This window comes from Pseudomonas sp. CH235 (assembly GCF_004368175.1).
Classification (GTDB): domain Bacteria; phylum Pseudomonadota; class Gammaproteobacteria; order Pseudomonadales; family Pseudomonadaceae; genus Aquipseudomonas; species Aquipseudomonas paraglycinae.
In genome coordinates this window covers 331,290-351,019 of record NZ_RRZJ01000002.1, presented here as the reverse complement: position 1 = coordinate 351,019, position 19,730 = coordinate 331,290, and the positions used below count along the sequence as shown (strand labels likewise).

Annotated in this window: 22 protein-coding genes, 1 pseudogene and 1 riboswitch; of the genes and pseudogenes, 12 read left to right on the top strand and 11 right to left on the bottom strand. The window is 60.8% G+C overall.

Translation table 11 applies throughout. The features are described from left to right. Window positions 1–127: 127 nt before the first annotated feature. Together EIY71_RS03830 and upp are read right to left on the bottom strand one after the other, a co-directional pair. Window positions 128–1,402 carry a uracil-xanthine permease family protein gene (locus tag EIY71_RS03830; RefSeq protein ID WP_007951684.1) on the bottom strand — a complete coding sequence of 425 codons (1,275 nt, stop codon included), beginning with the start codon at window positions 1,400–1,402 and terminating at the stop codon, window positions 128–130. Window positions 1,403–1,404: 2 nt separating this feature from the next. Continuing rightward, on the bottom strand, window positions 1,405–2,043 hold the full coding sequence (upp, locus tag EIY71_RS03825; RefSeq protein ID WP_007951682.1) for a uracil phosphoribosyltransferase: 639 nt from the start codon (window positions 2,041–2,043) through the stop codon (window positions 1,405–1,407). 165 nt (window positions 2,044–2,208) lie between these two features. Between upp and EIY71_RS03820 the strand changes: the two genes are divergently transcribed. The 4 genes from EIY71_RS03820 (at window position 2,209) to EIY71_RS03805 (ending at window position 4,188) form a co-directional block, all read left to right on the top strand. Next, window positions 2,209–2,766, top strand: coding sequence for a hypoxanthine-guanine phosphoribosyltransferase (locus EIY71_RS03820; RefSeq protein WP_007951681.1), 558 nt, complete (start codon window positions 2,209–2,211; stop codon window positions 2,764–2,766). 3 nt (window positions 2,767–2,769) lie between these two features. Beyond that, the gene (locus EIY71_RS03815; protein ID WP_102716913.1) at window positions 2,770–3,243 is read left to right on the top strand and encodes a WbuC family cupin fold metalloprotein; all 474 of its coding nucleotides are present in this window, start codon (window positions 2,770–2,772) and stop codon (window positions 3,241–3,243) included. Window positions 3,244–3,357: 114 nt separating this feature from the next. Continuing rightward, window positions 3,358–3,837 (top strand): hypothetical protein, encoded by a 480-nt coding sequence (locus tag EIY71_RS03810; RefSeq protein ID WP_085745374.1) that lies wholly within the window; start codon window positions 3,358–3,360, stop codon window positions 3,835–3,837. A 63-nt stretch (window positions 3,838–3,900) separates the two neighbouring features. After that, window positions 3,901–4,188: a PA4642 family protein gene (locus EIY71_RS03805; protein ID WP_007951679.1), complete on the top strand. Its 288-nt coding sequence runs from the start codon at window positions 3,901–3,903 to the stop codon at window positions 4,186–4,188. Window positions 4,189–4,263: 75 nt separating this feature from the next. On the opposite strand, the gene mqo is transcribed toward EIY71_RS03805, so the two are convergent. After that, entirely contained in the window at window positions 4,264–5,772 is a 1,509-nt protein-coding gene (gene mqo, locus EIY71_RS03800) for a malate dehydrogenase (quinone) (protein ID WP_102687540.1), read from the bottom strand. 700 nt (window positions 5,773–6,472) lie between these two features. Beyond that, the gene (locus EIY71_RS03795; RefSeq protein ID WP_134020530.1) at window positions 6,473–6,706 is read right to left on the bottom strand and encodes a hypothetical protein; all 234 of its coding nucleotides are present in this window, start codon (window positions 6,704–6,706) and stop codon (window positions 6,473–6,475) included. 190 nt (window positions 6,707–6,896) lie between these two features. Here EIY71_RS03795 and EIY71_RS03790 point away from each other — a divergent pair, with 190 nt between their 5' ends. Further along, a complete protein-coding gene (locus tag EIY71_RS03790) occupies window positions 6,897–7,481 on the top strand; it encodes a YajG family lipoprotein (RefSeq protein WP_134020528.1) in 585 nt (194 codons plus the stop codon). Between the two features lie 55 nt (window positions 7,482–7,536). On the opposite strand, the gene EIY71_RS03785 is transcribed toward EIY71_RS03790, so the two are convergent. Then, a complete protein-coding gene (locus EIY71_RS03785) occupies window positions 7,537–7,743 on the bottom strand; it encodes a hypothetical protein (RefSeq protein WP_039766399.1) in 207 nt (68 codons plus the stop codon). 193 nt (window positions 7,744–7,936) lie between these two features. Between EIY71_RS03785 and EIY71_RS03780 the strand changes: the two genes are divergently transcribed. Next, window positions 7,937–8,215 carry a hypothetical protein gene (locus EIY71_RS03780; protein ID WP_011335898.1) on the top strand — a complete coding sequence of 93 codons (279 nt, stop codon included), beginning with the start codon at window positions 7,937–7,939 and terminating at the stop codon, window positions 8,213–8,215. A 49-nt stretch (window positions 8,216–8,264) separates the two neighbouring features. Here the strand turns inward: EIY71_RS03780 and EIY71_RS03775 are convergent, their stop codons facing one another. After that, window positions 8,265–9,428 (bottom strand): 1-acyl-sn-glycerol-3-phosphate acyltransferase, encoded by a 1,164-nt coding sequence (locus EIY71_RS03775; RefSeq protein WP_170929378.1) that lies wholly within the window; start codon window positions 9,426–9,428, stop codon window positions 8,265–8,267. A gap of 142 nt (window positions 9,429–9,570) precedes the next feature. Between EIY71_RS03775 and EIY71_RS03770 the strand changes: the two genes are divergently transcribed. From EIY71_RS03770 to EIY71_RS03760, 3 genes are read left to right on the top strand one after another with little or no spacing between them, the layout of a single operon-like run. Next, the gene (locus tag EIY71_RS03770; protein ID WP_011335896.1) at window positions 9,571–9,753 is read left to right on the top strand and encodes a CPXCG motif-containing cysteine-rich protein; all 183 of its coding nucleotides are present in this window, start codon (window positions 9,571–9,573) and stop codon (window positions 9,751–9,753) included. Between the two features lie 9 nt (window positions 9,754–9,762). Beyond that, window positions 9,763–10,023 carry a putative signal transducing protein gene (locus EIY71_RS03765; RefSeq protein WP_011335895.1) on the top strand — a complete coding sequence of 87 codons (261 nt, stop codon included), beginning with the start codon at window positions 9,763–9,765 and terminating at the stop codon, window positions 10,021–10,023. A 36-nt stretch (window positions 10,024–10,059) separates the two neighbouring features. Beyond that, window positions 10,060–10,683 carry an SOS response-associated peptidase gene (locus tag EIY71_RS03760; protein WP_134020525.1) on the top strand — a complete coding sequence of 208 codons (624 nt, stop codon included), beginning with the start codon at window positions 10,060–10,062 and terminating at the stop codon, window positions 10,681–10,683. 201 nt (window positions 10,684–10,884) lie between these two features. Here EIY71_RS03760 and EIY71_RS28905 read toward each other — a convergent pair whose 3' ends face one another. After that, window positions 10,885–11,628 (bottom strand): methyl-accepting chemotaxis protein, encoded by a 744-nt coding sequence (locus EIY71_RS28905; protein WP_371857322.1) that lies wholly within the window; start codon window positions 11,626–11,628, stop codon window positions 10,885–10,887. 114 nt (window positions 11,629–11,742) lie between these two features. Beyond that, window positions 11,743–11,937 (bottom strand): annotated as a pseudogene (locus tag EIY71_RS28900) (HAMP domain-containing protein); the annotation flags it as partial. Between the two features lie 1,352 nt (window positions 11,938–13,289). Between EIY71_RS28900 and EIY71_RS03750 the strand changes: the two are divergent. Beyond that, window positions 13,290–14,108: a M48 family metallopeptidase gene (locus tag EIY71_RS03750; RefSeq protein WP_134020522.1), complete on the top strand. Its 819-nt coding sequence runs from the start codon at window positions 13,290–13,292 to the stop codon at window positions 14,106–14,108. A 44-nt stretch (window positions 14,109–14,152) separates the two neighbouring features. Here the strand turns inward: EIY71_RS03750 and EIY71_RS03745 are convergent, their stop codons facing one another. The 3 genes from EIY71_RS03745 to EIY71_RS03735 all read right to left on the bottom strand — a co-directional run bounded on the left by EIY71_RS03745 (window position 14,153) and on the right by EIY71_RS03735 (window position 16,986). Then, window positions 14,153–14,737: a TMEM165/GDT1 family protein gene (locus EIY71_RS03745; RefSeq protein WP_007956837.1), complete on the bottom strand. Its 585-nt coding sequence runs from the start codon at window positions 14,735–14,737 to the stop codon at window positions 14,153–14,155. Between the two features lie 88 nt (window positions 14,738–14,825). After that, window positions 14,826–14,948: riboswitch (yybP-ykoY riboswitch) on the bottom strand. Window positions 14,949–14,988: 40 nt separating this feature from the next. Then, window positions 14,989–15,987: a class I SAM-dependent methyltransferase gene (locus EIY71_RS03740; RefSeq protein WP_134020519.1), complete on the bottom strand. Its 999-nt coding sequence runs from the start codon at window positions 15,985–15,987 to the stop codon at window positions 14,989–14,991. A 33-nt stretch (window positions 15,988–16,020) separates the two neighbouring features. After that, window positions 16,021–16,986: a 2-hydroxyacid dehydrogenase gene (locus EIY71_RS03735; protein ID WP_085745366.1), complete on the bottom strand. Its 966-nt coding sequence runs from the start codon at window positions 16,984–16,986 to the stop codon at window positions 16,021–16,023. Between the two features lie 91 nt (window positions 16,987–17,077). Between EIY71_RS03735 and EIY71_RS03730 the strand changes: the two genes are divergently transcribed. Next, window positions 17,078–17,707, top strand: a complete 630-nt coding sequence (locus EIY71_RS03730) for a LysE family translocator (protein WP_007956831.1) — start codon at window positions 17,078–17,080, stop codon at window positions 17,705–17,707. Between the two features lie 156 nt (window positions 17,708–17,863). Next, window positions 17,864–19,546 (top strand): fatty acid--CoA ligase, encoded by a 1,683-nt coding sequence (locus EIY71_RS03725; protein WP_085606947.1) that lies wholly within the window; start codon window positions 17,864–17,866, stop codon window positions 19,544–19,546. Window positions 19,547–19,730: the final 184 nt, after the last annotated feature.

Below are 19,730 nucleotides of genomic sequence, written 5' to 3'. Positions count from 1 at the left end.
GTCGATGATTGATCGTTCCCACGCTCCGCGTCACTGGACGCGGAGCGTCCCCAGAGGCATTCCCACGCAGAGCGTGGGAACGATCAGTGTGGGGTGATCCGCGTGGGAACGATCTTGAAGCCAAGGCTTAGATCAGCGGCTCATCCGCCTTCTTGTGCTTCCAGCTGTCATTGCCCGGCAGGATCAGGTTCAGCGCAATCGCCACCACCGCGCACAGCGCGATGCCTTTGAGGCCGAAGTCGTCCGGGCCGGTGCCGGTGCCGACCAGCACACCGCCAATCCCGAACACCAGGGTCACCGACACGATCACCAGGTTGCGCGCCTCGCCCAGGTCGATCTTGTGACGGATCAGGGTGTTCATCCCCACCGCCGCGATCGAACCGAACAACAGGCACAGAATCCCGCCCATCACCGGCACCGGAATGCTTTGCAGCAGGGCGCCGAACTTGCCGATGAACGCCAGAGTGATGGCGAAGATCGCCGCCCAGGTCATGATTTTCGGGTTGTAGTTCTTGGTCAGCATCACCGCGCCGGTGACTTCCGCGTAGGTCGTGTTGGGTGGACCGCCGAACAGGCCGGCTGCGGTGGTCGCGATTCCGTCACCGAGCAGGGTGCGATGCAGGCCTGGTTTCTTCAGGTAGTCGCGACCGGTCACGCTGCCGACCGCAATCACGCCGCCGATGTGCTCGATCGCCGGGGCCAATGCTACCGGGACGATGAACAGGATCGCCTGCCAGTTGAACTCCGGCGCGGTGAAATGAGGAAGCGCAAACCATGGGGCCGCCGCAATCTTAGCGGTGTCGACGACACCGAAATAGAAGGACATGGCGAAACCCACCAGCACGCCGGAAATGATCGGCACCAGACGGAAGATGCCTTTGCCAAACACCGCCACGATCAACGTGGTCAGCAGTGCCGGCATCGAAATCATCATCGCGGTCTGGTAATGGATCAACTCCGAACCGTCGCCGGCCTTGCCCATCGCCATGTTTGCGGCAATCGGCGCCATGGCCAGGCCAATGGAGATGATCACCGGGCCAATTACGACTGGCGGCAGCAGACGGTCAATGAACCCGGTGCCTTTGATCTTCACGGCCAGGCCGAGGAAGGTGTAGACGAAACCGGCCGCCATCACGCCGCCCATGGTCGCGGCGAGGCCGAACTGGCCCTTGGCGAGAATGATCGGGGTGATGAAGGCGAAGCTCGACGCCAGGAACACCGGCACCTGACGCCCGGTGACGATCTGGAACAGAATTGTCCCAAGACCTGCGGTAAACAGTGCCACGTTCGGGTCCAGGCCCGTGATCAGTGGCATCAGCACCAGGGCGCCGAAAGCCACGAACAGCATCTGTGCGCCGGACAGTACCGTGCGCCAGAGCGGATCGTTGAACTCTTGCTGCATGCTTACGCGTCCTTCTGCTTGGTGCCGAAGATCTTGTCACCGGCATCGCCAAGCCCAGGAATGATGTAACCGTGCTCGTTGAGTTTCTGATCGATGGACGCGGTGTAGATGATCACGTCCGGGTGAGCTTTCTCGACAGCGGCAATGCCTTCCGGCGCGGCAACCAGCACCATCGCGCGGATGTCCTTGCAACCGGCCTTCTTCAGCAGGTCGATGGTCGCAACCATGGAGCTGCCGGTGGCGAGCATCGGGTCGATGATCATTGCCAGGCGTTCGTCGATTTCCGGAACCAGTTTTTCCAGATAGGTGTGGGCCTGCAGGGTTTCTTCGTTACGGGCAACGCCGACGGCGCTGACCTTGGCACCCGGGATCAGGCTCAGCACGCCTTCGAGCATGCCGATGCCGGCACGCAGGATCGGCACGACGGTAATCTTCTTGCCGGCGATTTTCTCGACCGACACGGTGCCGCACCAACCTTCGATATCGTAGGTTTCCAGCGGCAGGTCTTTGGTCGCTTCATAGGTCAACAGGGCACCGACTTCCTGCGCGAGTTCGCGGAAATTCTTGGTGCTGATGTCTGCACGGCGCATAAGGCCAAGTTTGTGACGGATCAGCGGATGGCGGATCTCTTGGATGGACATGGGGAAAGGCTCCGGCGGCGGGCAAAAAAACCGGCCTAGATTAATCTATCCGAGGGTGATGTCCTATAGGACATACAGTACGTTAGTCCACAAATGCTTGATTCGGCCCCGGTTGATGCGTACCTTTGCCCGCTTTTCCGAAATCCGTCCCCCCTGGAGAGCGCCATGTCCGCTGATCTCGAGCATATCCGTCAAATCATGCGAGAGGCTGACTGCCTGTACACCGAAGCTGAAGTCGAGGCTGCCATTGCCCGCGTCGGTGCACAAATCAACGAACAACTGGCTGACAGCAACCCGGTGGTGTTCTGCGTGATGAACGGCGGCCTGATCTTCTCCGGCAAACTGCTGACCCATCTGCAGTTCCCGCTGGAAGCGTCCTACCTGCACGCCACCCGCTATCGCAACGAAACCAGCGGCGGCGATCTGTTCTGGAAAGCCAAGCCGGAAGTCTCGTTCATCGACCGCGACGTGCTGATCATCGACGACATCCTCGACGAAGGTCACACCCTGGGCGCGATCATCGACTTCTGCCGTCACGCCGGCGCACGTAAAGTGCACACCGCTGTGCTGATCGACAAGGACCACGACCGCAAGGCTCGTCCTGACCTCAAAGCCGACTTCGTCGGTCTGCCGTGCATCGACCGTTACATCTTCGGCTACGGCATGGACTACAAAGGTTACTGGCGCAACGCCAACGGAATTTTTGCCGTCAAGGGAATGTAATCAATGAACACGCCGGGCTTTCTTGATCAAACGCTGTTTGCCGAGTTGGCCGAGAAAGCCGCGGCCAGTCCTCGCGGGCGTCAGCACCACAACTTCCATCAGATGGAGGAGGCCTGCCACCGCATGGCGGTAGGGCTGCAACCTTGCACCTACATTCCGCCACACCGTCATTTGGGTGACAACAAGGCGGAAACCTTGCTGGTACTCAAAGGAAAGCTCGGTTTGCTGATCTTTGACGAAACCGGTGCGGTGGTGAAAAAGCAGGTATTGCAGGCCGGTGGCGAGTGCCTTGGGGTGGATCTGCCAGTCGGGGTATTCCACGGTCTGGTCGTTCTGGAAGCCGACAGTCTGATGTTCGAGTGCAAGGCTGGGCCCTATCGTCCGGTTGGAGAGGGCGAGCTTGCGCACTGGGCCCCACGCGAAGGCGAGGCCGGGGTTGCGGAGTATCAGGCCTGGATGCACGCGCAATTCGACTGAGCGAATCCGCAATGAAAAGGCGCAAGCGTCCGTAGGTGAAGCTTGCGCCTTTTGCTTTACAGAACCCTGTAAAACCCGTGCTAGAGTGCTCGGCCCCGCCCCCCGGAGCCTGTCATGAGCCTCTTGATCCGCAGCTGCGCCGCCCTGTTGCTGACCCTCAGCCTGCCCCTGGCCGCCGCCCCGATGCACAGTCAATTCCTGCCGCCGGACGACCTGACCCTGCGCGATGCCGAACCCGAGCAGCAGCAACTGTTGCAGGTCACCGATTATTCCGTGGTCGTGGGGGCCCAGCGCCAGTCCAACCAACAGCCGATCCCGGTGACCTCGCCATTGATGATCCGCCTCAAGGGCAAATCCCTGAACAAGGGCGCGACGATCAATCAGGTGCTGGTCAACTTCGATGGCGAAAGCAAAAGCCTGAAAAAACCGATTTATGACGACAAGAGCAAGACCCTGACGCTCTTCTACCCGCTGGCCCAGTACCGGGTGGTGATCGATCTGTTGCGCAACGACACCGTGTATTGCCAGTTCCTGACCTATGCCAATGGCCACATCTGGGCCGATTTGCACACCGGCAGCACGCGCTCGCGTTGAGCCTTGTGCCTGCGCAGGGGTAAACTGCCCGCCCCGTGAAATGTCTGCGAGCTGGAGTCGGCAATGCGTAAAGATAAGAAGCAAGTGATTGGTGACGAGATCGGCGATGAGCAGATCAAGCTGTTCCTCGATTTTGAGCCGGTCGACGCCACCTCGCCGTCGCTGCACAAACTGGTCAAGGCTTACCGTGGCCTGCGCATCGACGATTTCGAGCGTTTTCTGACGTTCTTCGTTGCAGCCGGTTATGACGTGGACGGCAAGGACGAGCACGGCAAGACCTTCGTCGACCAGATCCGCGATCAGCGCAACGCCCCGGAATACATCGAGCTGATCGAGAAAGCACGCGGCTGATCGCCCGAAGTTTTCCACAGGCATAAAAAAACGCCCCGCACTCACCGAGTGCGGGGCGTTTTTCATGGAGCCGAATCAGGCGTAGCTTTCGGTCTCGTTGCTGGCTTCAACCAGTTCCAGCGCGACGTTGTTCTGCGTGTTGATCTTGCGATACAACGCAGCGTCGGTTTCCAGGACCTTTTCACGGGCCGGGAAGATTTCCGCCAGTTTGGCAGCCCATTCACCCTTGGCCTTGGCCGGGAAGCACTTCTCGATCAGTTCGAGCATGATCGAAACGGTCACCGAAGCGCCTGGCGAAGCGCCGAGCAGGGCGGCGAGGGAGCCGTCCTTCGCGGCCACCAGTTCGGTACCGAATTGCAGGATGCCGCCCTTTTTCGGGTCTTTCTTGATGATCTGCACCCGTTGGCCGGCCACTTCCAGGCGCCAGTCTTCGGCTTTCGCCTCGGGGTAGAAACGGCGCAGGGATTCCAGGCGCTGTTCCATCGACTGCATCACTTCGCTGACCAGGTACTTGGTCAGGTCCATGTTGTTTTTCGCCACGGCCAGCATCGGCCCGATGTTGCCGGCGCGAACCGACAGCGGCAGGTCCATGAAGGAGCCATGCTTGAGGAACTTGGTGGTGAAGCCGGCGTATGGCCCGAACAGCAGGGATTTCTTGCCGTCGACCACGCGGGTGTCGAGGTGCGGCACGGACATCGGTGGCGAACCCACGGCGGCCTGGCTGTAAACCTTGGCCTGGTGATGCTTGACCACTTCCGGGTTGTCGCAACGCAGCCACTGGCCGCTGATCGGGAAGCCGCCGAAGCCTTTGCTCTCTTCGATGCCCGAGGCTTGCAGCAGCGGCAGGGCCGCGCCACCGGCGCCGAGGAATACGAACTTGGCGTCGACTTCACGGCTGCTGCCGCTGTTGACGTCCTTGATGCTGACGGTCCAGCCGTTGCCGTTACGCTTGAGGCCGGTCACGCGCTTGCAGTACTTGACCTGGGCATCGGGTGCGCTGGTCAGGTGCTTGAGCAACTGATTGGTCAGGGCGCCGAAGTTGACGTCGGTGCCGTTGATCACGCGGGTGGCGGCGAGCACCTGGTCTTTCGGACGACCCGGCATCATCAGCGGCATCCACTCGGTCATCTTCGCCTTGTCTTCGGTGTATTCCATGTCGGCGAAGGCGTGGTGCTTGCGCAGCGTATTGAAACGTTCCTTGAGGAACGACACGCCTTTCTCACCCTCGACGTAACTCAGGTGCGGCACCGGGCTGATGAAGGATTTGCACGAGCCGAACGTGCCTTTCTTGGTCAGGTACGACCAGAACTGCTTCGACACCTCGAACTGGGTGTTGATGTGCACGGCTTTCTTGATGTCGACGGTGCCGTCGGCAGCCTGTGGCGTGTAGTTCAGCTCGCACAGGCCGGCGTGGCCGGTACCGGCGTTGTTCCAGGGGTTGGAACTCTCCGCGGCACCGGAATCCATCAGCTCGACGACTTCCAGCTTGATCGCCGGGTCGAGCTCTTTGAGCAGTACTGCGAGGGTGGCACTCATGATGCCGGCCCCAACCAGAACTACGTCGACTGCTTCGTTATGCGCCATTTAACGCGTCTCCAAAATCTGCAGCACCAAATTGTCGGCATGGCTGCCAGGCGTCCAGGGCAGGTCAGTTGAGCCCCGGGTATCCTTGGTCAGGTGTGCCATGTCCGAATCTTCGCAATTTTTCGCAACTTCGACGGATGCGTGCGGCCTGGCTTCAAGAGTCCTATGAACTCATTTCGGCACGGGGCTGGCAATTCGACTTATGGTCGAGACATCCGTTTGTGCAACCAAATCCGTAGCGGACAGGCTTCAGGCTCCGGTATTCGAGGCGTTCCCGTTCCTGTGTCGTTGGGCTGTTTCAGACGCTAATGGTGCATGTTCAGACGCAAAACTATTCATTTGCTCGCCACACTCTTGTGAAGTTGTGAAAACCCGTTTTTTTCACGCTCTTTTGAAGACGTGAACCTCAAAAAGGGCTGTCCGGGGCTGGCACCGTGCCCGAGGGGGCAAACAACTCAGTGGCCGAGCGTCATGACAGCTCTGCAGATTCGCGAAAAGCGGGATTTGCCAGGGAAACAGCAAGCACGCCAGCTTCACTCGATCTGTGTGGGCGGCTCTCTGTGGGCGATTTGGATGCCAATGCAAGCGCATTGACGCTGTTGCGGGGCCCGATCAGGAGACGTCCTTATAATCGGGGGGAGATTGTATCGAAGAAATGCGGGGAGTTGGTCGAGTTTAATGACTTTTATTAGGCATCCGGTCAGATGCTCAACATCGCCTGAGCACGTGCGCGTGGGCGCTGCTGTTCGACCCGGGCGCTGGCGGGAAGTGGCTGGTGCAACCAGTTGAGGCGGATTTCCTCGATTTCGACCCAGCCGCCACCCATCGGTTGCAGGCTGCATTGCTTGAAGGCCTGGCAATGGCCGTTGCGGTCGAGCAGGGCGAAGCTGCGGTGCAGCGGGCGTGGGGCGAACAACGAGATCAGATAGCGCATGGCAGTGCTCCTTTTGGGGATCTGTGAGCAAGATTGTCAAAAGGCCGTGACGCGAACGTGTATGGGGAGTGAAGAATGTGTGACAGGAACCGCTGGCGGCGGGTTTTGTCTGACATTTCAGTGCTGGTGACCCACAGTGGCCCACCGCTATACTGCCGGCCTGTCTGTGCCTGATTCTGGAGAGAAGAGCATGTTGCAACGCCTGTTGTTCGGTTTGATCACTGTGACCAGTTTGACCCTGGTTGGCTGCGCCCACAGCCCGCAACAACTGAGCCCGGAACCGAAGCTGACCACTCAGCTGGCACCGGTCGGCCATGGTCAGCCTGTCGTGGTCCGCGTGGTCGACGGTCGTCCGTCGCCAACTCTCGGCACCCGTGGCGGCCTGTACCCGGAAACCAGCGCCATCACCGTGCAGCGCGAGCAGATCCTGCCGAAGCTGCAGGCCCAGGCTGAAGCCGCCGTGCGTCTGCTCGGGTTCACCCCGACCAACAACGCGCCCAATGCACCGCAACTGACCGTGACCCTGGCCGAACTGAAATACCAGTCGCCGAAGGAAGGCATGTACGTGACTGAAGCCACCATCGGTGCGACCTTCCGCTCCTACGTGCAGAACGCCAACCGTCGCTACAGCGGCCGTTACGGTGCCTCGCTGGACCAGCGTTTCGGCATGGCGCCGAACCAGGAAACCAACACCAAACTGGTCAGCGACGTGCTGAGCGATGCGCTGACCCGTCTGTTCAAGGACCCGACCGTGGGTCAGGTCCTCGCCGAGTAAGTGTTCGGTTGATGTGAAAAAGCCCGGGGCCAGTGATGGTTCCGGGCTTTTTCGTTCAGGCAGCTTGCGAATAGAAGTCGAGGACGCTGACACCAGTCAGCAAATCAGTCTCGGGCAAGTCCGCATGCTGGTGCCCGCCGAGGGCGCAATACACCAGCCAGTGACGGTCCTGAACATTGAAGGCCAGGCTGCCGACGAGGGTCTGCTGTTCGTCGGACGGGGAGATGAGGTACAGGCGATCCTGGTTTTCAGCGTGAAGCATGTCGCGTTCCGTGTCGGTTTCGAGGCGCGCAGGGTGACTGAAACAAATGACGATGCCGTGACACAGGACAGCCATCGGTCGATTGAGGGGTTATTTGTCGCAAAGGCTAGGGCAGTCGGGGAGGGTTTCGGTAGAATCCGCGCCGCGGTCGTCGGTCTGGCGTTCGCCATACCGGTTTAGATTGAGGTCTGTGATGTCGCTGCACTTGATGACGCTGTTTACCGCCCATCCCGCCAAACTGATCAACCTGCTGGCCCTTTTGCTGGCCTTCCCCGGCAGTTGGCTGCTGCACGCGACCCGCCGCCGTGAACAACGGGCGATGGCCAGTATCGCGGCCCAGCGTCAGAGTCAGCCGGATCAGGAACCGGTGCTGGATTGGGCGACCCTGCGCATGAACCGCTTCTTCTACCGCTTCGGTTTTGCCTGCCTGGGCCTGGCGTTGCTGGTGTCCTGGATCAGTACCCGCTTCTGAACGAAAAACGGCGCCCGAAGGCGCCGTTCTTGTATCCAGCCGACACCGCTTACAGCGGCAGGCCAGCCTTGACCCGGTACTGATTGCGCACCGGCGTCGCATATTGCAGCACCAGATACGGACGATGCTCCTCGGGGCAGGCGTCCAGACGGTTCTGCCATTCTTCCTGGGCCTTGGCCAGTTCTTCGGCGCCAAACACCTCGGCAGCCTTCGGTACGTTCAGCTGGGGATCGGCATCGGCCCACTGCGCGTACGCCAGGTAGTGCACCGGGAACAACCGGTAGCCACCGAGAATCTGCTTGTCCATCTCGACCGCCAATTGCTTGGTGTCCTCGAACAGCTCGGTGATCGGCGCGGCGAAGTTCACGTGCACCCGGCCCTTGTAGCCGGTGATGCCCTTGGCAATGCTCACGTCATCCTCGCCCGGTGCCTTGCTGTAGGTGCCGGTGGTGGCGCGGATGTACAGCTCGCGGGCCTTGGCCTGGTCGCACGGATCGTATTCGTAGCTGATCGACACCGGGGTCAGGTTCAGCGACTGAATGACTTCGCCGAACGGCTCGTCCTTGCGGCTCATGTGGAACATCTTGAGGATCGCCGACTCGGTACGGTCGTCGCCATCCTTCGCGCGGCCTTCGGCCTGGGCGATCCAGATCGAGGCGCAGTCATTGCGGATCGAGTGGTTGATGTAGGCCGACAGCAGTTGGTAAGCGGCCATTTTCTCGCGGCGCCCGGTGATCGAGCGATGCACGATGAAGCTCTTGTTCAAGCGCATCAGGTCGCTGACGAACGGCTTTTGCAGCAGGTTGTCGCCAATCGCGATGCGCGGGGTCGGCAGGCCGGCGTGGTACACGGCGTAGTTGACGAAGGCCGGGTCCATCACGATGTCGCGGTGGTTGGCGATGAACAGATAAGCGCTGCCGGACTTGAACTGCTCGACACCGGTGTAGGTCACGCCGTCGGTGGCGCGCTCGATGGTGTGGTCGACGTAGAACTCGACCTTGTCCTGCAAAGTGGCCACGGAGGTCACGTCGGCAAACTCACGACGCAGCCGATGGGCTATAAGTGGTTTGAGCATCCAGCCGAAGGCACCGGCAAAACGCGGGAAGCGGAAGTGGGTGAGGATATCTAGAAACGCCTTGTCGCCGAGCAGTCGCGCCAGTACCGCAGGTACTTCGCTGTCGTCGTAAGGTCGGATGGCATCGAATTCGCCCATCATGCTCTCTTGTTGGAAACGGCTAGGGTAAGTAAAGGTTTTGATCGAAAACCAACGGGGCACGGTCTGAAAAAGTAGCCAGACAAAAATAGCCCTGCAAATAGACCGGCGATTATACGCACAAGTCACCCGGGAGACCGCGATGCTGGAAAGCGCAGTATATGAATGTCCGTATTGTGGTGAAGAGGTCGAGACGACCGTGGATCTCTCCGCTGGCGACCAGACCTATATTGAAGACTGTCAGGTGTGTTGTCGGCCGATCACCTTTGTGTTGCAGGTCCATGGAGAGGACTGGTTTCTGGAAGTCTTCAGCGAAAACGAGTGAGGCGCGGCCATGCAGCGAATCTACGAGCCGGAAAACCTGATGGAAGGCGAGATGCTCAAGGGCATGCTCGCCAGCGAGGGCATCGAGGCGCATCTGGTCGGGCGCGATCTGCTGGGCGGCACGGGGGAGTTGCCGATCTTCGGACTGTTGGGCCTGTCGGTCGATAACGACCAGGCCGAATACGCCCGCGAGCTGATCAGTGCGTACAATGCCGCGCTGCCGCTGCCCGGCGATGAACCGGACAGCTATCCCGGGACGCTGGTCTGTTAGGCTGGCGTTCGTTTTATTTGTGAGTCGTGCTGCCCCATGTGTGGACGTTATGCCCTGTTTCGCTGGAACCGCGATTTCGCGAGCCTGCCAGGTTTTCCCGCCGATCAGCAGGCGCAGTGGAACATTTCCCCCAACGATTCGGTGTTGATGCTGCGCGCCGAACCCGACGGCCAGCGCACGCTGGCCCGTGGCCGTTGGGGGCTGACACCGCCATGGCTGACCGACATGTCGCGCACCCCGGCCCATGCCAGGGCCGAAACCGTTGCCGAACAGCCGATGTTCCGCGAAGCCCTGCGCCTGCGCCGCTGCCTGCTGCCGGCCAACGGTTTCTACGAATGGCGCGGCAACGTGCGCAAACGGCCGTACTGGCTGACGCCGGGGGAAGGGGCGTCGTTGTTTTTTGCGGCGATCTGGGAAGCGTATCCGGTGCAGGAACAGGTGTGGCTGAGCACGGCGGTGATCACTCAGTCAGCGGCCAGTCAGCGCCGGCCGTTGATTCTCGATGAGGCGGGGCAGGCGGCGTGGCTTGATCCTGAAACGCCGTTGCATGTTCTGCAGGGTTTGCTCGCCAGCGAACCCGCCGCCTTGCGCGAGCGGGTGCTGGCGAATCTGGTCAATGATCCGAAGCTCAACGGGCCGGAGTGCCTGACTCCGGCCTAGCAGCAGATCAAGAGCCCCCCTCACCCTAACCCTCTCCCGGAGGGAGAGGGGACTGACCGAGAGATATTGCAGTAATACACCGACTTGAAAGTTCTTTGCTGAATCCATAATCGACACTAATTACCAGGTCGATGTATGACGGAAGACAGCTCGGTCGGCTCCCTCTCCCTCCGGGAGAGGGCTGGGGTGAGGGGGTGGCTCTTAAACCTTGAACTGGTTGATCAACCGCCGCTGCTGCTCCGCCAGTTTGGTCAGATCGGCACTCGCCGAACTCGACTCATCCGCACCACCCGCCACCTCATTCGCCACCTGACCGATATTGATCACGTTGCGGTTGATATCGTCGGCCACCGCGCTCTGTTCTTCGGCGGCGCTGGCGATCTGGGTGTTCATGTCGTTGATCACCGATACCGCCTGAGTAATAGTCTCCAGCGCTTCGGCTGCCTTGGCCGCGTGCTGCACGCTTTCGTCGGTGCGGTTCTGGCTGTCTTCCATGACCCGCACCACATCGCGGGTGCCCTGTTGCAGTTGCTGGATCATGCTCTGGATTTCTTCGGTGGCCTTCTGGGTTTTCTGCGCCAGGTTGCGCACTTCATCGGCCACCACCGCAAAACCGCGTCCTTGTTCACCGGCGCGGGCCGCTTCGATCGCCGCGTTGAGGGCCAGCAGGTTGGTCTGCTCGGCGATTCCGCGAATGGCGATCAGGATCGCGTTGATGTTTTCGCTGTCCTTGGCCAAGGTCTGCACCACGTCCACGGCCTTGCCGATTTCTACGGCCAGCACGCCGATCGAATTCGACGTGTCGCGCACGATCTGCATGCCCTGACTGGCGGCCTGATCGGCGTGGCTGGCGGCTTGTGCCGCTTGGGTCGCGTTGCGCGCCACGTCCTGCGCGGTGGCGGTCATTTCCTGCACGGCGGTGGCGACCTGATCGATCTCGGCCATCTGTTTCTGTATGCCGATATTGGTCCGGATCGCGATGTCGGCCGTGTGCTCCGAGGAATCGCTGACGCTCTGTACCGACGACACTACCTGCGTGATCATCCCCTGCAATTTGGCGAGGAAGGTATTGAAGCCTTTGGCGATTGAACCGAGTTCGTCATTGCGATCACTGGTCAAACGACGGGTCAGATCACCTTCGCCCTGGGCGATGTCATCGAGCATGGTCACCATTTGCTTCAGCGGACGGGCGATGCCGTGGCCCACCAACCAGATCACCAGCAAGCCGAGACCGGCAATGATCAGACCGACCATGGCCATGCCGAAGGTGTCGGATTTGCGCTGGGCGTCGAGGTCGCCTTGCAGCTTTTGCAGGTCGGCCATTACCGCGTCGAGCGGCAGTTGCAGCATCAGCGTCCAGCGCGCGTCGGTCTGGCCGATGCCGAACGGCAGGTACAACTCGATCCGGCCTTGCTCTTTATTGACGGTGTACGTCACTTCGCCGCGCTTGAGATTGGCCATGTTGGCAATCTGCTGGGCGTCGAGGATGTCGCTGACCTTCTCGCCGAATTTGCTCGGATCCTTGGTGTAGGCGACGATCCGACCGTTGCCGCCGATCAGGGCCATTTGCCCGGCGCCGCTGTACAGTTTCTGGTTGGCGCCCAGGAGCATTTCCTGGATGAAGTTCACCGACAGGTCGGCGCCGACGATGCCCTGGAACGCGCCGTTGAGCATGATCGGTTCAATAAAGGAGGCGAGCATGACGATCTTGTCGCCAACCTTGTACGGGGCCGGATCGATCACGCAGGATTTTTTGGTTTCCTTCGAGCACAGGTAGTACTCGCTGGCGCGCACGCCGGTGGACAGGACTTTCTGGTCGTCGACGTCCACCAGTTTGTCCAGACCGAGGGTGCCATCGTCGTTGCGGAACCACCACGGCAGGAAACGCCCGTTGGCGGCGTCGATACCGACCACGCTGGTGCCGACGTAGGCCGAATCGTTGTGGTCGAGTGCGTTCTTTTCCCAACCGATATAGGTGCCGAGAATCTTCGGGTTCTTCTCGACGTTTTCCTTGATCAGGCTGATCAGTTGCTCACGGCTGACGGTCAGTCGCGGCTGGCCATCGGCGCCCGGCGTGCCGAGCAGGGCGTTGACGCGCACCAGCCCACCGGCAATCAGAAGCGGCGCTTCCAGTTCGCGCTGGATCTGGCTGACCTGGGTTTGTGCCAGCGAGGTCAGGCGCTGTTCGATGACTTGCTCGAACTGGGCCTGGGTCCGTTGCTGGACCATTTCCTGGGTGCGGGCACCGGAGAACAGCGCGTACAGCACCAGCGCGGCGACTACGCTGAGTACGATGGCGCCGGCCAGGGCGGCTACGGAAAACTGGATCGACTTGAACTTCATGGGAGCTCCGCACGCGAGAGGACGTCTGCGCTGCTGTATCGGCAGCCACTATTGCGCCATGAGGTAAAGGGGGAGTAATTGCAGCGCAATGTCGCAAATGGATCAGTGCGCGACGCAGTTGCAGCGGGCCTGGTGGCGGATGTGAATTTTTTCCTACAGGTCTGGCGGGAGTTTTCTGAAAGTAGATGCAACACGTCCGTTGTATCTGGCGTCGATACAATTACCCGCCTAGGATACGCGGCAGGTTTTCAGGGAGCTTTTGAATGAACAAGACATTGGTTGTAAGTGCACTGAGTGCAGCGCTGTTGCTGGCCGGTTGTCAGTCGGTCAACACCACCAGCGGCGGTGCCGTGGGCGTGGAGCGCAAGCAGTACATGTTCAGCATGCTGTCCTCGCAAGAGGTCGACCAGATGTATGCCCAGTCCTACCAGAAGACCGTGGGCGAGGCGTCCAGCAAAGGCGTGCTGGACAAGACCAGCAACGATGCCAAACGCATTCAGGCCATCGCCAACCGGCTGATCGCCCAAGCACCGAATTTCCGTCCGGATTCGGCGCAGTGGAAATGGGAAGTGAACCTGATCAAGAGTGACGAGCTCAACGCCAACTGCGGTCCTGGCGGCAAGATCATTTTCTACACCGGGCTGATCGACAGTCTGAAGCTCACCGACGATGAAATCGCCGCGGTCATGGGCCATGAAATCGCCCACGCCCTGCGCGAGCATGGTCGTGAAGCCATGTCCAAGGCCTATGGCATCGAAATGGCCAAGCAGGGTGCCGGTGCGTTGCTCGGCCTGGGTCAGGACAGCCTGGCGCTGGCCGACACTGTGGCCAACTACGGCATGACGCTGCCCAACAGCCGCGCCAACGAAAACGAGGCCGACCTGATCGGTCTGGAACTCGCCGCGCGTGCCGGGTACAACCCGAACGCCGCCATCACTTTGTGGGACAAGATGAGCAAGGCCTCTGAAGGCGCACCGCCGGAGTTCATGAGCACTCACCCGTCTTCCAGCAGCCGCACGGCTGCGTTGCAGGCGGCGATTCCGAAGGTCATGCCGCTTTACGAGAAAGCGCCCAAGTCCTGAAACCATGATCGCTCCCGCACTCGGTGCGGGAGCGATCTGCCGGATCAAACCCAGCCGCTGCTCTGCATCGCCTTGTACACCGCGACGATCGCCAGGATCAGGAACGCCGAGGCGGCCAATCGACGGATCAGGGTCAACGGCAGTTTCTCCGCCGCAAAATTACCCGCCAGTACCACCGGCACGTTGGCAATCAGCATCCCCGCCGTCGTACCGATAATCACCAGCCACAGCTCCGGGTATTGCGCGGCCAGCATCACGGTGGCGATCTGAGTCTTGTCGCCGATTTCCGCGAGGAAGAACGCAATCAGCGTGGTCAGGAATGGCCCGAACTTGCGGGCGGTGCTGGCTTCATCGTCGTCCATCTTGTCCGGTACCAGCGTCCACAGGGCGGTAGCGGCGAAGCTCGCGGCGAGAATCCAGTGCAGGACGGAATCGGAGAAGAAGCTGCCGAACCAGGCGCCGACCGCACCGGCTGCCGCGTGGTTGGCCAGGGTCGCAGCGACGATACCGGCAATGATCGGCCAGGGTTTGCGGAAGCGAGCGGCGAGAATCAGCGCGAGCAGTTGCGTCTTGTCGCCGATTTCGGCCAAGGCAACGATTGCGGTGGGAACGAGTAACGAGTCCAGCATCAGGATTTCCTAAGGGGCGGGTCGACACGGCTATGACACGTACAGCCTTCCCGCCCCGGGTAAGGTGTGCGTGTCATAGGTCTTGTCAAACCCTGCGATCCGTCTGCTGCGGACGCTTGGGTCGCATACGCCATGATCTGAGGATCAAGTATGTTGACGTATGCCGGACGAGCTTGGCGCTCGTGGGAGACTACTCCCCTAGGACGGAGCGGATTCTGCCTAGGCGGAATCCATTCGGCAAGTGCTAATTTTCAGCCGCGCTTGGCCCGGTAAATCCGGAAACCATTGCCTTCGGCCTTGATCGCGCAGACCCCGAGATGCTCTTCGATCAACGGTTGATACTTCAGGAAACTGTTGGCAACCAGGCGAAGTTCGCCGCCGTTTTTCAGATGCTTGGCCGCTTTTCGCAGCAAGTTTTCGGTGGCGAAATAATCGGTGTGCACGCCGACGTGGAACGGCGGGTTGCTCAGAATCGCGTTCAAACCCATCGGCGCGGCGTCGATGCCGTCACCGGTCAGTACCTCGGCTTCCAGACCGTTGGCCGTCAGGGTCAGCCGGCTGCTGGCGGCGGCGAAGGCATCAACGTCGAGCAACGTGACCTGATTGTGCGGGTAACGACGCTTGACCGCCGCACCGAGTACGCCGGCGCCGCAACCGAAGTCCAGCAGATGACCGCTTGGCAGTTTGTCCAGGTGCTCCAGCAGCAGGGCGCTGCCGCGATCCAGTCGGCCATGGCTGAACACGCCCGGCAGACTGATGACTTTCAACGGGCCTTCGGCCAGCGGCAGTTCGTAGGTTTGCGCCAGGCTTTCCAGCGGTTTGGCTTCGGGAGCGTTAGCCACGGTCACTTGCCACAGCTGGCAATGGCGCGCGCTGTCGAGCTTGCGCGGCTTGCCGAACGGGTTGAGCTGTTTGGAAGCGCCTTCGATACCGCTGCGTTTTTCCCCGACCAGATACACCTCACGCCCGGCCAGGCGCGAAGCCACGGCGTTGAGGATGTAATCGGTCAGGTCCTTGGCCTTGGGCAGGAACACCACGGCGTTGGTGAATTCGCGTTCCGGGACGTTCACGCCAAAATGGCTGCGGCCTGCGAAGCGGGCTTCGAGTGCGGCCTGATCGCCGGCGTGCCAGCACCAGCCAAACGCATCGGGCAGGCGCCCCAGCAGATCATCGGCAGGCAAACCGGCCAGCAACACCGAACCCTGGAATAACTCGGCCTGACGAAGCAGTACTTCACTGCGCGGATCCATAACTGCTCCTGTGAAAAAAAGTGCCGCAGTTTATCAACTGACGACCCGCAGCGCCTTACCGCTGTAGAACGCCCGGGTGTTTTCCACCAGTTGGCCGACGATCCGCTGCCGCGCTTCGCGGCTGCCCCAGGCGTTGTGCGGGGTGACGATCAGGCGCGGGATGTCGGCAGCCAGCAGCGGATTGCCGTTGGTCGGTGGTTCGACGCTCAGCACATCGGTGGCCGCGCCGCCCAGATGACCGCTGCGCAAGGCGTCGGCCAGGGCCTGTTCGTCAATCAGCCCGCCCCGGGCGGTGTTGACCACGAAAGCGCCAGGTTTCATCGAGGCGAGTTCGCGGGCGCCGATGAAGTGCCGGGTGTGTTCGTTGAGCGGGCAGTGCAGGGTGAGGGCGTCGATCTGTGGCAACAGTTCTTCCAGCGGCAGACGATCCGGACGGGCCGGGCGCCCCGGAATCTGCCCCAGCAACACGCGCATGCCGAAGGCTTCGGCCAGACGCGCGACCGCGCCGCCGAGTTCGCCGTGTCCAAGCAGGCCGAGGGTTTTGCCTTCCAGCTCGACGATCGGGTAATCCAGCAGGCAGAACTGTTTCGCCTGCTGCCAGCGGCCTTCGCCGACGGCTTTTTGATAATCGGCCAGGCGTGTGGCGAGGTTGAGCAACAGCATGATCGTGTGTTGCGCCACCGACGGCGTGCCGTAACCCTGGCAGTTGCACACCGTGATGCCGTGGGCGCGGGCGGCGGCCAGATCGACGTTGTTGGTGCCGGTGGCGGTGATCAGGATCAGCTTCAACTGTGGGTTGGCGGCCATGGCGGCGGCGTCGATGAGGATCTTGTTGCTGATTGCCACGGTCGCACCTTGCAGGCGTTCGCTCACTTGCGCAGGCAGCGTCTGGGCGAACAGTTGCAGGTCGCTGAAGCAGTCACGCAAAGGGCTCAGATCGAGATCGCCAAGATCCAGCGACGGGTGATCGAGGAATACGGCGCGGTGGGCGTTCGTCATCAACTGTACCTGTTGTGCTTTGAAGGGAAGGCGTAATCTGCCGAGCCTACCAGATGAAACAACTCGTTACGCTTGGCCGAAAGGAGCCCCCATGTACTGGACCGAATTCTTGACCGTTGCCCTGATCCACCTGTTGGCCGTCGCCAGCCCCGGTCCTGATTTCGCCGTGGTGGTGCGCGAAAGCGTGACCCACGGGCGACGCGCGGGGACCTGGACCGCGTTGGGCGTGGGCACGGCGATTTTCCTGCACGTGGGTTATTCGCTGCTGGGAATCGGGCTGATCGTTTCCCAATCGATCGTATTGTTTAACGCCTTGAAATGGGCGGCCGCCGCGTACCTGCTTTACATCGGCTTCAAGGCTTTGCGTGCGCAACCGGCGAAAACCGTGACCGACGACCTGCACAAAGAAGCTGGCGAGCGCACCGCTCGGGGCGCCTTCACCTCAGGCTTCGTGACCAACGGTCTGAACCCGAAAGCCACGCTGTTCTTCCTGTCGCTGTTCACCGTGGTGATCAACCCGCACACCCCGCTGACAGTCCAGGCCGGTTACGGCATTTATCTCGCCGTCGCGACCGCCACCTGGTTCTGCCTGGTGGCCATGCTGTTCAGCCAGCAGCGCGTGCGCGCCGGTTTCGCCCGCATGGGCCACTGGTTCGACCGCACCATGGGCGCGGTGCTGATCGCCATCGGCGTGAAACTCGCGTTCACCGAGATGCATTGATCCTTCTGGGCTGTCATCTGTTTCGGCAAATGCTGGCGCAAAGCTAGCATTTGTACGGCTCTGCAAATCATTCCTTTGGCTGATTTGGCTGACGTATAACGGTTCTAGAGTACGAAACTCCAAAGCCAACACCGTGCAGTCAGAAAAGGGATTCTTATGTTGCAGACTCGCGTTATTCCGCCCGCCGAAGGGGCGTACCAGTATCCACTGCTGATCAAACGGCTGCTGATGTCGGGCGCCCGTTACGAGAAAACCCGCGAGATCATCTACCGTGACCAGCTGCGCTACAGCTACCCGACCCTGATCGAGCGGGTTGCGCGGCTGGCCAACGTACTGACGGCTGCCGGCGTGAAGGCCGGTGACACCGTGGCGGTGATGGACTGGGACAGCCATCGCTACCTCGAGTGCATGTTTGCGATCCCGATGATCGGCGCGGTGATCCACACCATCAACGTGCGCCTGTCGCCGGAACAGATCCTCTACACCATGAACCACGCCGAGGACCGCTTCGTGCTGGTCAACAGCGAGTTTGTCGGGCTGTACCAGGCCATCGCGCCACACCTGACCACGGTGGAGAAAACCCTGCTGCTGACTGATCTGCCGGAAAAAACCGCGGATTTGCCGAATCTGGTGGGGGAGTACGAGCAACTGCTGGCGGCCGCGAGTCCGCAGTACGACTTCCAGGATTTCGACGAAAACTCGGTCGCCACTACGTTTTACACCACGGGCACCACCGGCAATCCGAAGGGCGTGTACTTCACCCATCGGCAACTGGTGCTGCACACCATGGGCGTGTCGACCATCATGGGCGCCATCGACAGCGTGCGGCTGCTGGGCACCAACGACGTGTACATGCCGATCACCCCGATGTTCCACGTGCATGCGTGGGGTCTGCCGTATGTGGCGACAATGCTCGGGCTCAAGCAGGTTTATCCGGGGCGTTACGACCCGGAGTTTCTGGTCGAGTTGTGGCGCAAGGAAAAGGTCACATTCTCCCATTGTGTGCCGACCATCCTGCAGATGGTGCTCAACGCCAAGGGCGCGCAAGGCACCGATTTTGGCGGCTGGAAAATCGTCATCGGCGGCAGTGCGCTCAATCGTACGCTGTACGAAACGGCCAAGAGCAAGGGCATTCAACTGACGGCCGCCTATGGCATGTCGGAAACCGGGCCGCTGGTCTCGTGCGCGCACCTCAACGATGAATTGATGGCAGGCACCGAAGACGAGCGCACCACCTACCGCATCAAGGCCGGCGTGCCGGGGCCATTGGTCGAAGCGGCGATTGTCGACACCGAGGGCAATTTCCTCCCGGCGGACGGCGAGACCCAGGGCGAACTGGTGTTGCGTGCACCGTGGCTGACCGAGGGTTATTTCAACGAACCGCAGAAGGGCGCCGAGCTGTGGGCCGGCGGCTGGCTGCACACCGGCGACGTCGCCACGCTCGACAGCATGGGCGTGATCGACATTCGCGACCGGATCAAGGACGTGATCAAGACCGGCGGCGAGTGGATCTCCTCGCTGGACCTCGAAGACCTGATCAGCCGTCACGTCGCGGTACGTGAAGTAGCAGTGGTGGGCATCGCCGATCCGCAGTGGGGCGAGCGTCCGTTTGCCTTGCTGGTGGTCCGCGAAGGGCACGCCATCGGGGCGCGCGAGCTCAAGGAACACCTCAAGCCATTCGTTGAACTGGGGCACTTGAGCAAGTGGGCGATTCCGAGCCAGATCGCGCTTGTTACTGAAATTCCCAAGACCAGTGTCGGCAAGCTCGACAAGAAGCGCATCCGCCTCGACATCACCGAATGGCAGGCCAACAACAGCACCTTCCTCTCGACGCTCTGAGCCTCCTCTGGCGCGCCGAAAACGGCGCGCCAGACCCACCAAGCAAGCGCTTGGCTTGTGAAATTCGAATTTTCAGCCATCCTTGCCGTGCCGACATGTGTCGGACTGGCGAAAGGACTGTTCCAGAGTGGCCGGCAGCTGCAAATCACACTTTAGAGGGATCAAGCAGTACCACCTGCTGGCT

Excerpts from the sequence above, each read along its gene's own strand:
- EIY71_RS03830 (WP_007951684.1), bottom strand. The coding sequence starts at position 1,402 with ATGCAGCAAGAGTTCAACGATCCGCTCTGGCGCACGGTACTGTCCGGC.
- upp (WP_007951682.1), bottom strand. The coding sequence starts at position 2,043 with ATGTCCATCCAAGAGATCCGCCATCCGCTGATCCGTCACAAACTTGGC.
- EIY71_RS03820 (WP_007951681.1), top strand. The coding sequence starts at position 2,209 with ATGTCCGCTGATCTCGAGCATATCCGTCAAATCATGCGAGAGGCTGAC.
- EIY71_RS03815 (WP_102716913.1), top strand. The coding sequence starts at position 2,770 with ATGAACACGCCGGGCTTTCTTGATCAAACGCTGTTTGCCGAGTTGGCC.
- EIY71_RS03810 (WP_085745374.1), top strand. The coding sequence starts at position 3,358 with ATGAGCCTCTTGATCCGCAGCTGCGCCGCCCTGTTGCTGACCCTCAGC.
- EIY71_RS03805 (WP_007951679.1), top strand. The coding sequence starts at position 3,901 with ATGCGTAAAGATAAGAAGCAAGTGATTGGTGACGAGATCGGCGATGAG.
- mqo (WP_102687540.1), bottom strand. The coding sequence starts at position 5,772 with ATGGCGCATAACGAAGCAGTCGACGTAGTTCTGGTTGGGGCCGGCATC.
- EIY71_RS03795 (WP_134020530.1), bottom strand. The coding sequence starts at position 6,706 with ATGCGCTATCTGATCTCGTTGTTCGCCCCACGCCCGCTGCACCGCAGC.
- EIY71_RS03790 (WP_134020528.1), top strand. The coding sequence starts at position 6,897 with ATGTTGCAACGCCTGTTGTTCGGTTTGATCACTGTGACCAGTTTGACC.
- EIY71_RS03785 (WP_039766399.1), bottom strand. The coding sequence starts at position 7,743 with ATGCTTCACGCTGAAAACCAGGATCGCCTGTACCTCATCTCCCCGTCC.
- EIY71_RS03780 (WP_011335898.1), top strand. The coding sequence starts at position 7,937 with ATGTCGCTGCACTTGATGACGCTGTTTACCGCCCATCCCGCCAAACTG.
- EIY71_RS03775 (WP_170929378.1), bottom strand. The coding sequence starts at position 9,428 with ATGGGCGAATTCGATGCCATCCGACCTTACGACGACAGCGAAGTACCT.
- EIY71_RS03770 (WP_011335896.1), top strand. The coding sequence starts at position 9,571 with ATGCTGGAAAGCGCAGTATATGAATGTCCGTATTGTGGTGAAGAGGTC.
- EIY71_RS03765 (WP_011335895.1), top strand. The coding sequence starts at position 9,763 with ATGCAGCGAATCTACGAGCCGGAAAACCTGATGGAAGGCGAGATGCTC.
- EIY71_RS03760 (WP_134020525.1), top strand. The coding sequence starts at position 10,060 with ATGTGTGGACGTTATGCCCTGTTTCGCTGGAACCGCGATTTCGCGAGC.
- EIY71_RS28905 (WP_371857322.1), bottom strand. The coding sequence starts at position 11,628 with ATGGCCGAGATCGATCAGGTCGCCACCGCCGTGCAGGAAATGACCGCC.
- EIY71_RS03750 (WP_134020522.1), top strand. The coding sequence starts at position 13,290 with ATGAACAAGACATTGGTTGTAAGTGCACTGAGTGCAGCGCTGTTGCTG.
- EIY71_RS03745 (WP_007956837.1), bottom strand. The coding sequence starts at position 14,737 with ATGCTGGACTCGTTACTCGTTCCCACCGCAATCGTTGCCTTGGCCGAA.
- EIY71_RS03740 (WP_134020519.1), bottom strand. The coding sequence starts at position 15,987 with ATGGATCCGCGCAGTGAAGTACTGCTTCGTCAGGCCGAGTTATTCCAG.
- EIY71_RS03735 (WP_085745366.1), bottom strand. The coding sequence starts at position 16,986 with ATGACGAACGCCCACCGCGCCGTATTCCTCGATCACCCGTCGCTGGAT.
- EIY71_RS03730 (WP_007956831.1), top strand. The coding sequence starts at position 17,078 with ATGTACTGGACCGAATTCTTGACCGTTGCCCTGATCCACCTGTTGGCC.
- EIY71_RS03725 (WP_085606947.1), top strand. The coding sequence starts at position 17,864 with ATGTTGCAGACTCGCGTTATTCCGCCCGCCGAAGGGGCGTACCAGTAT.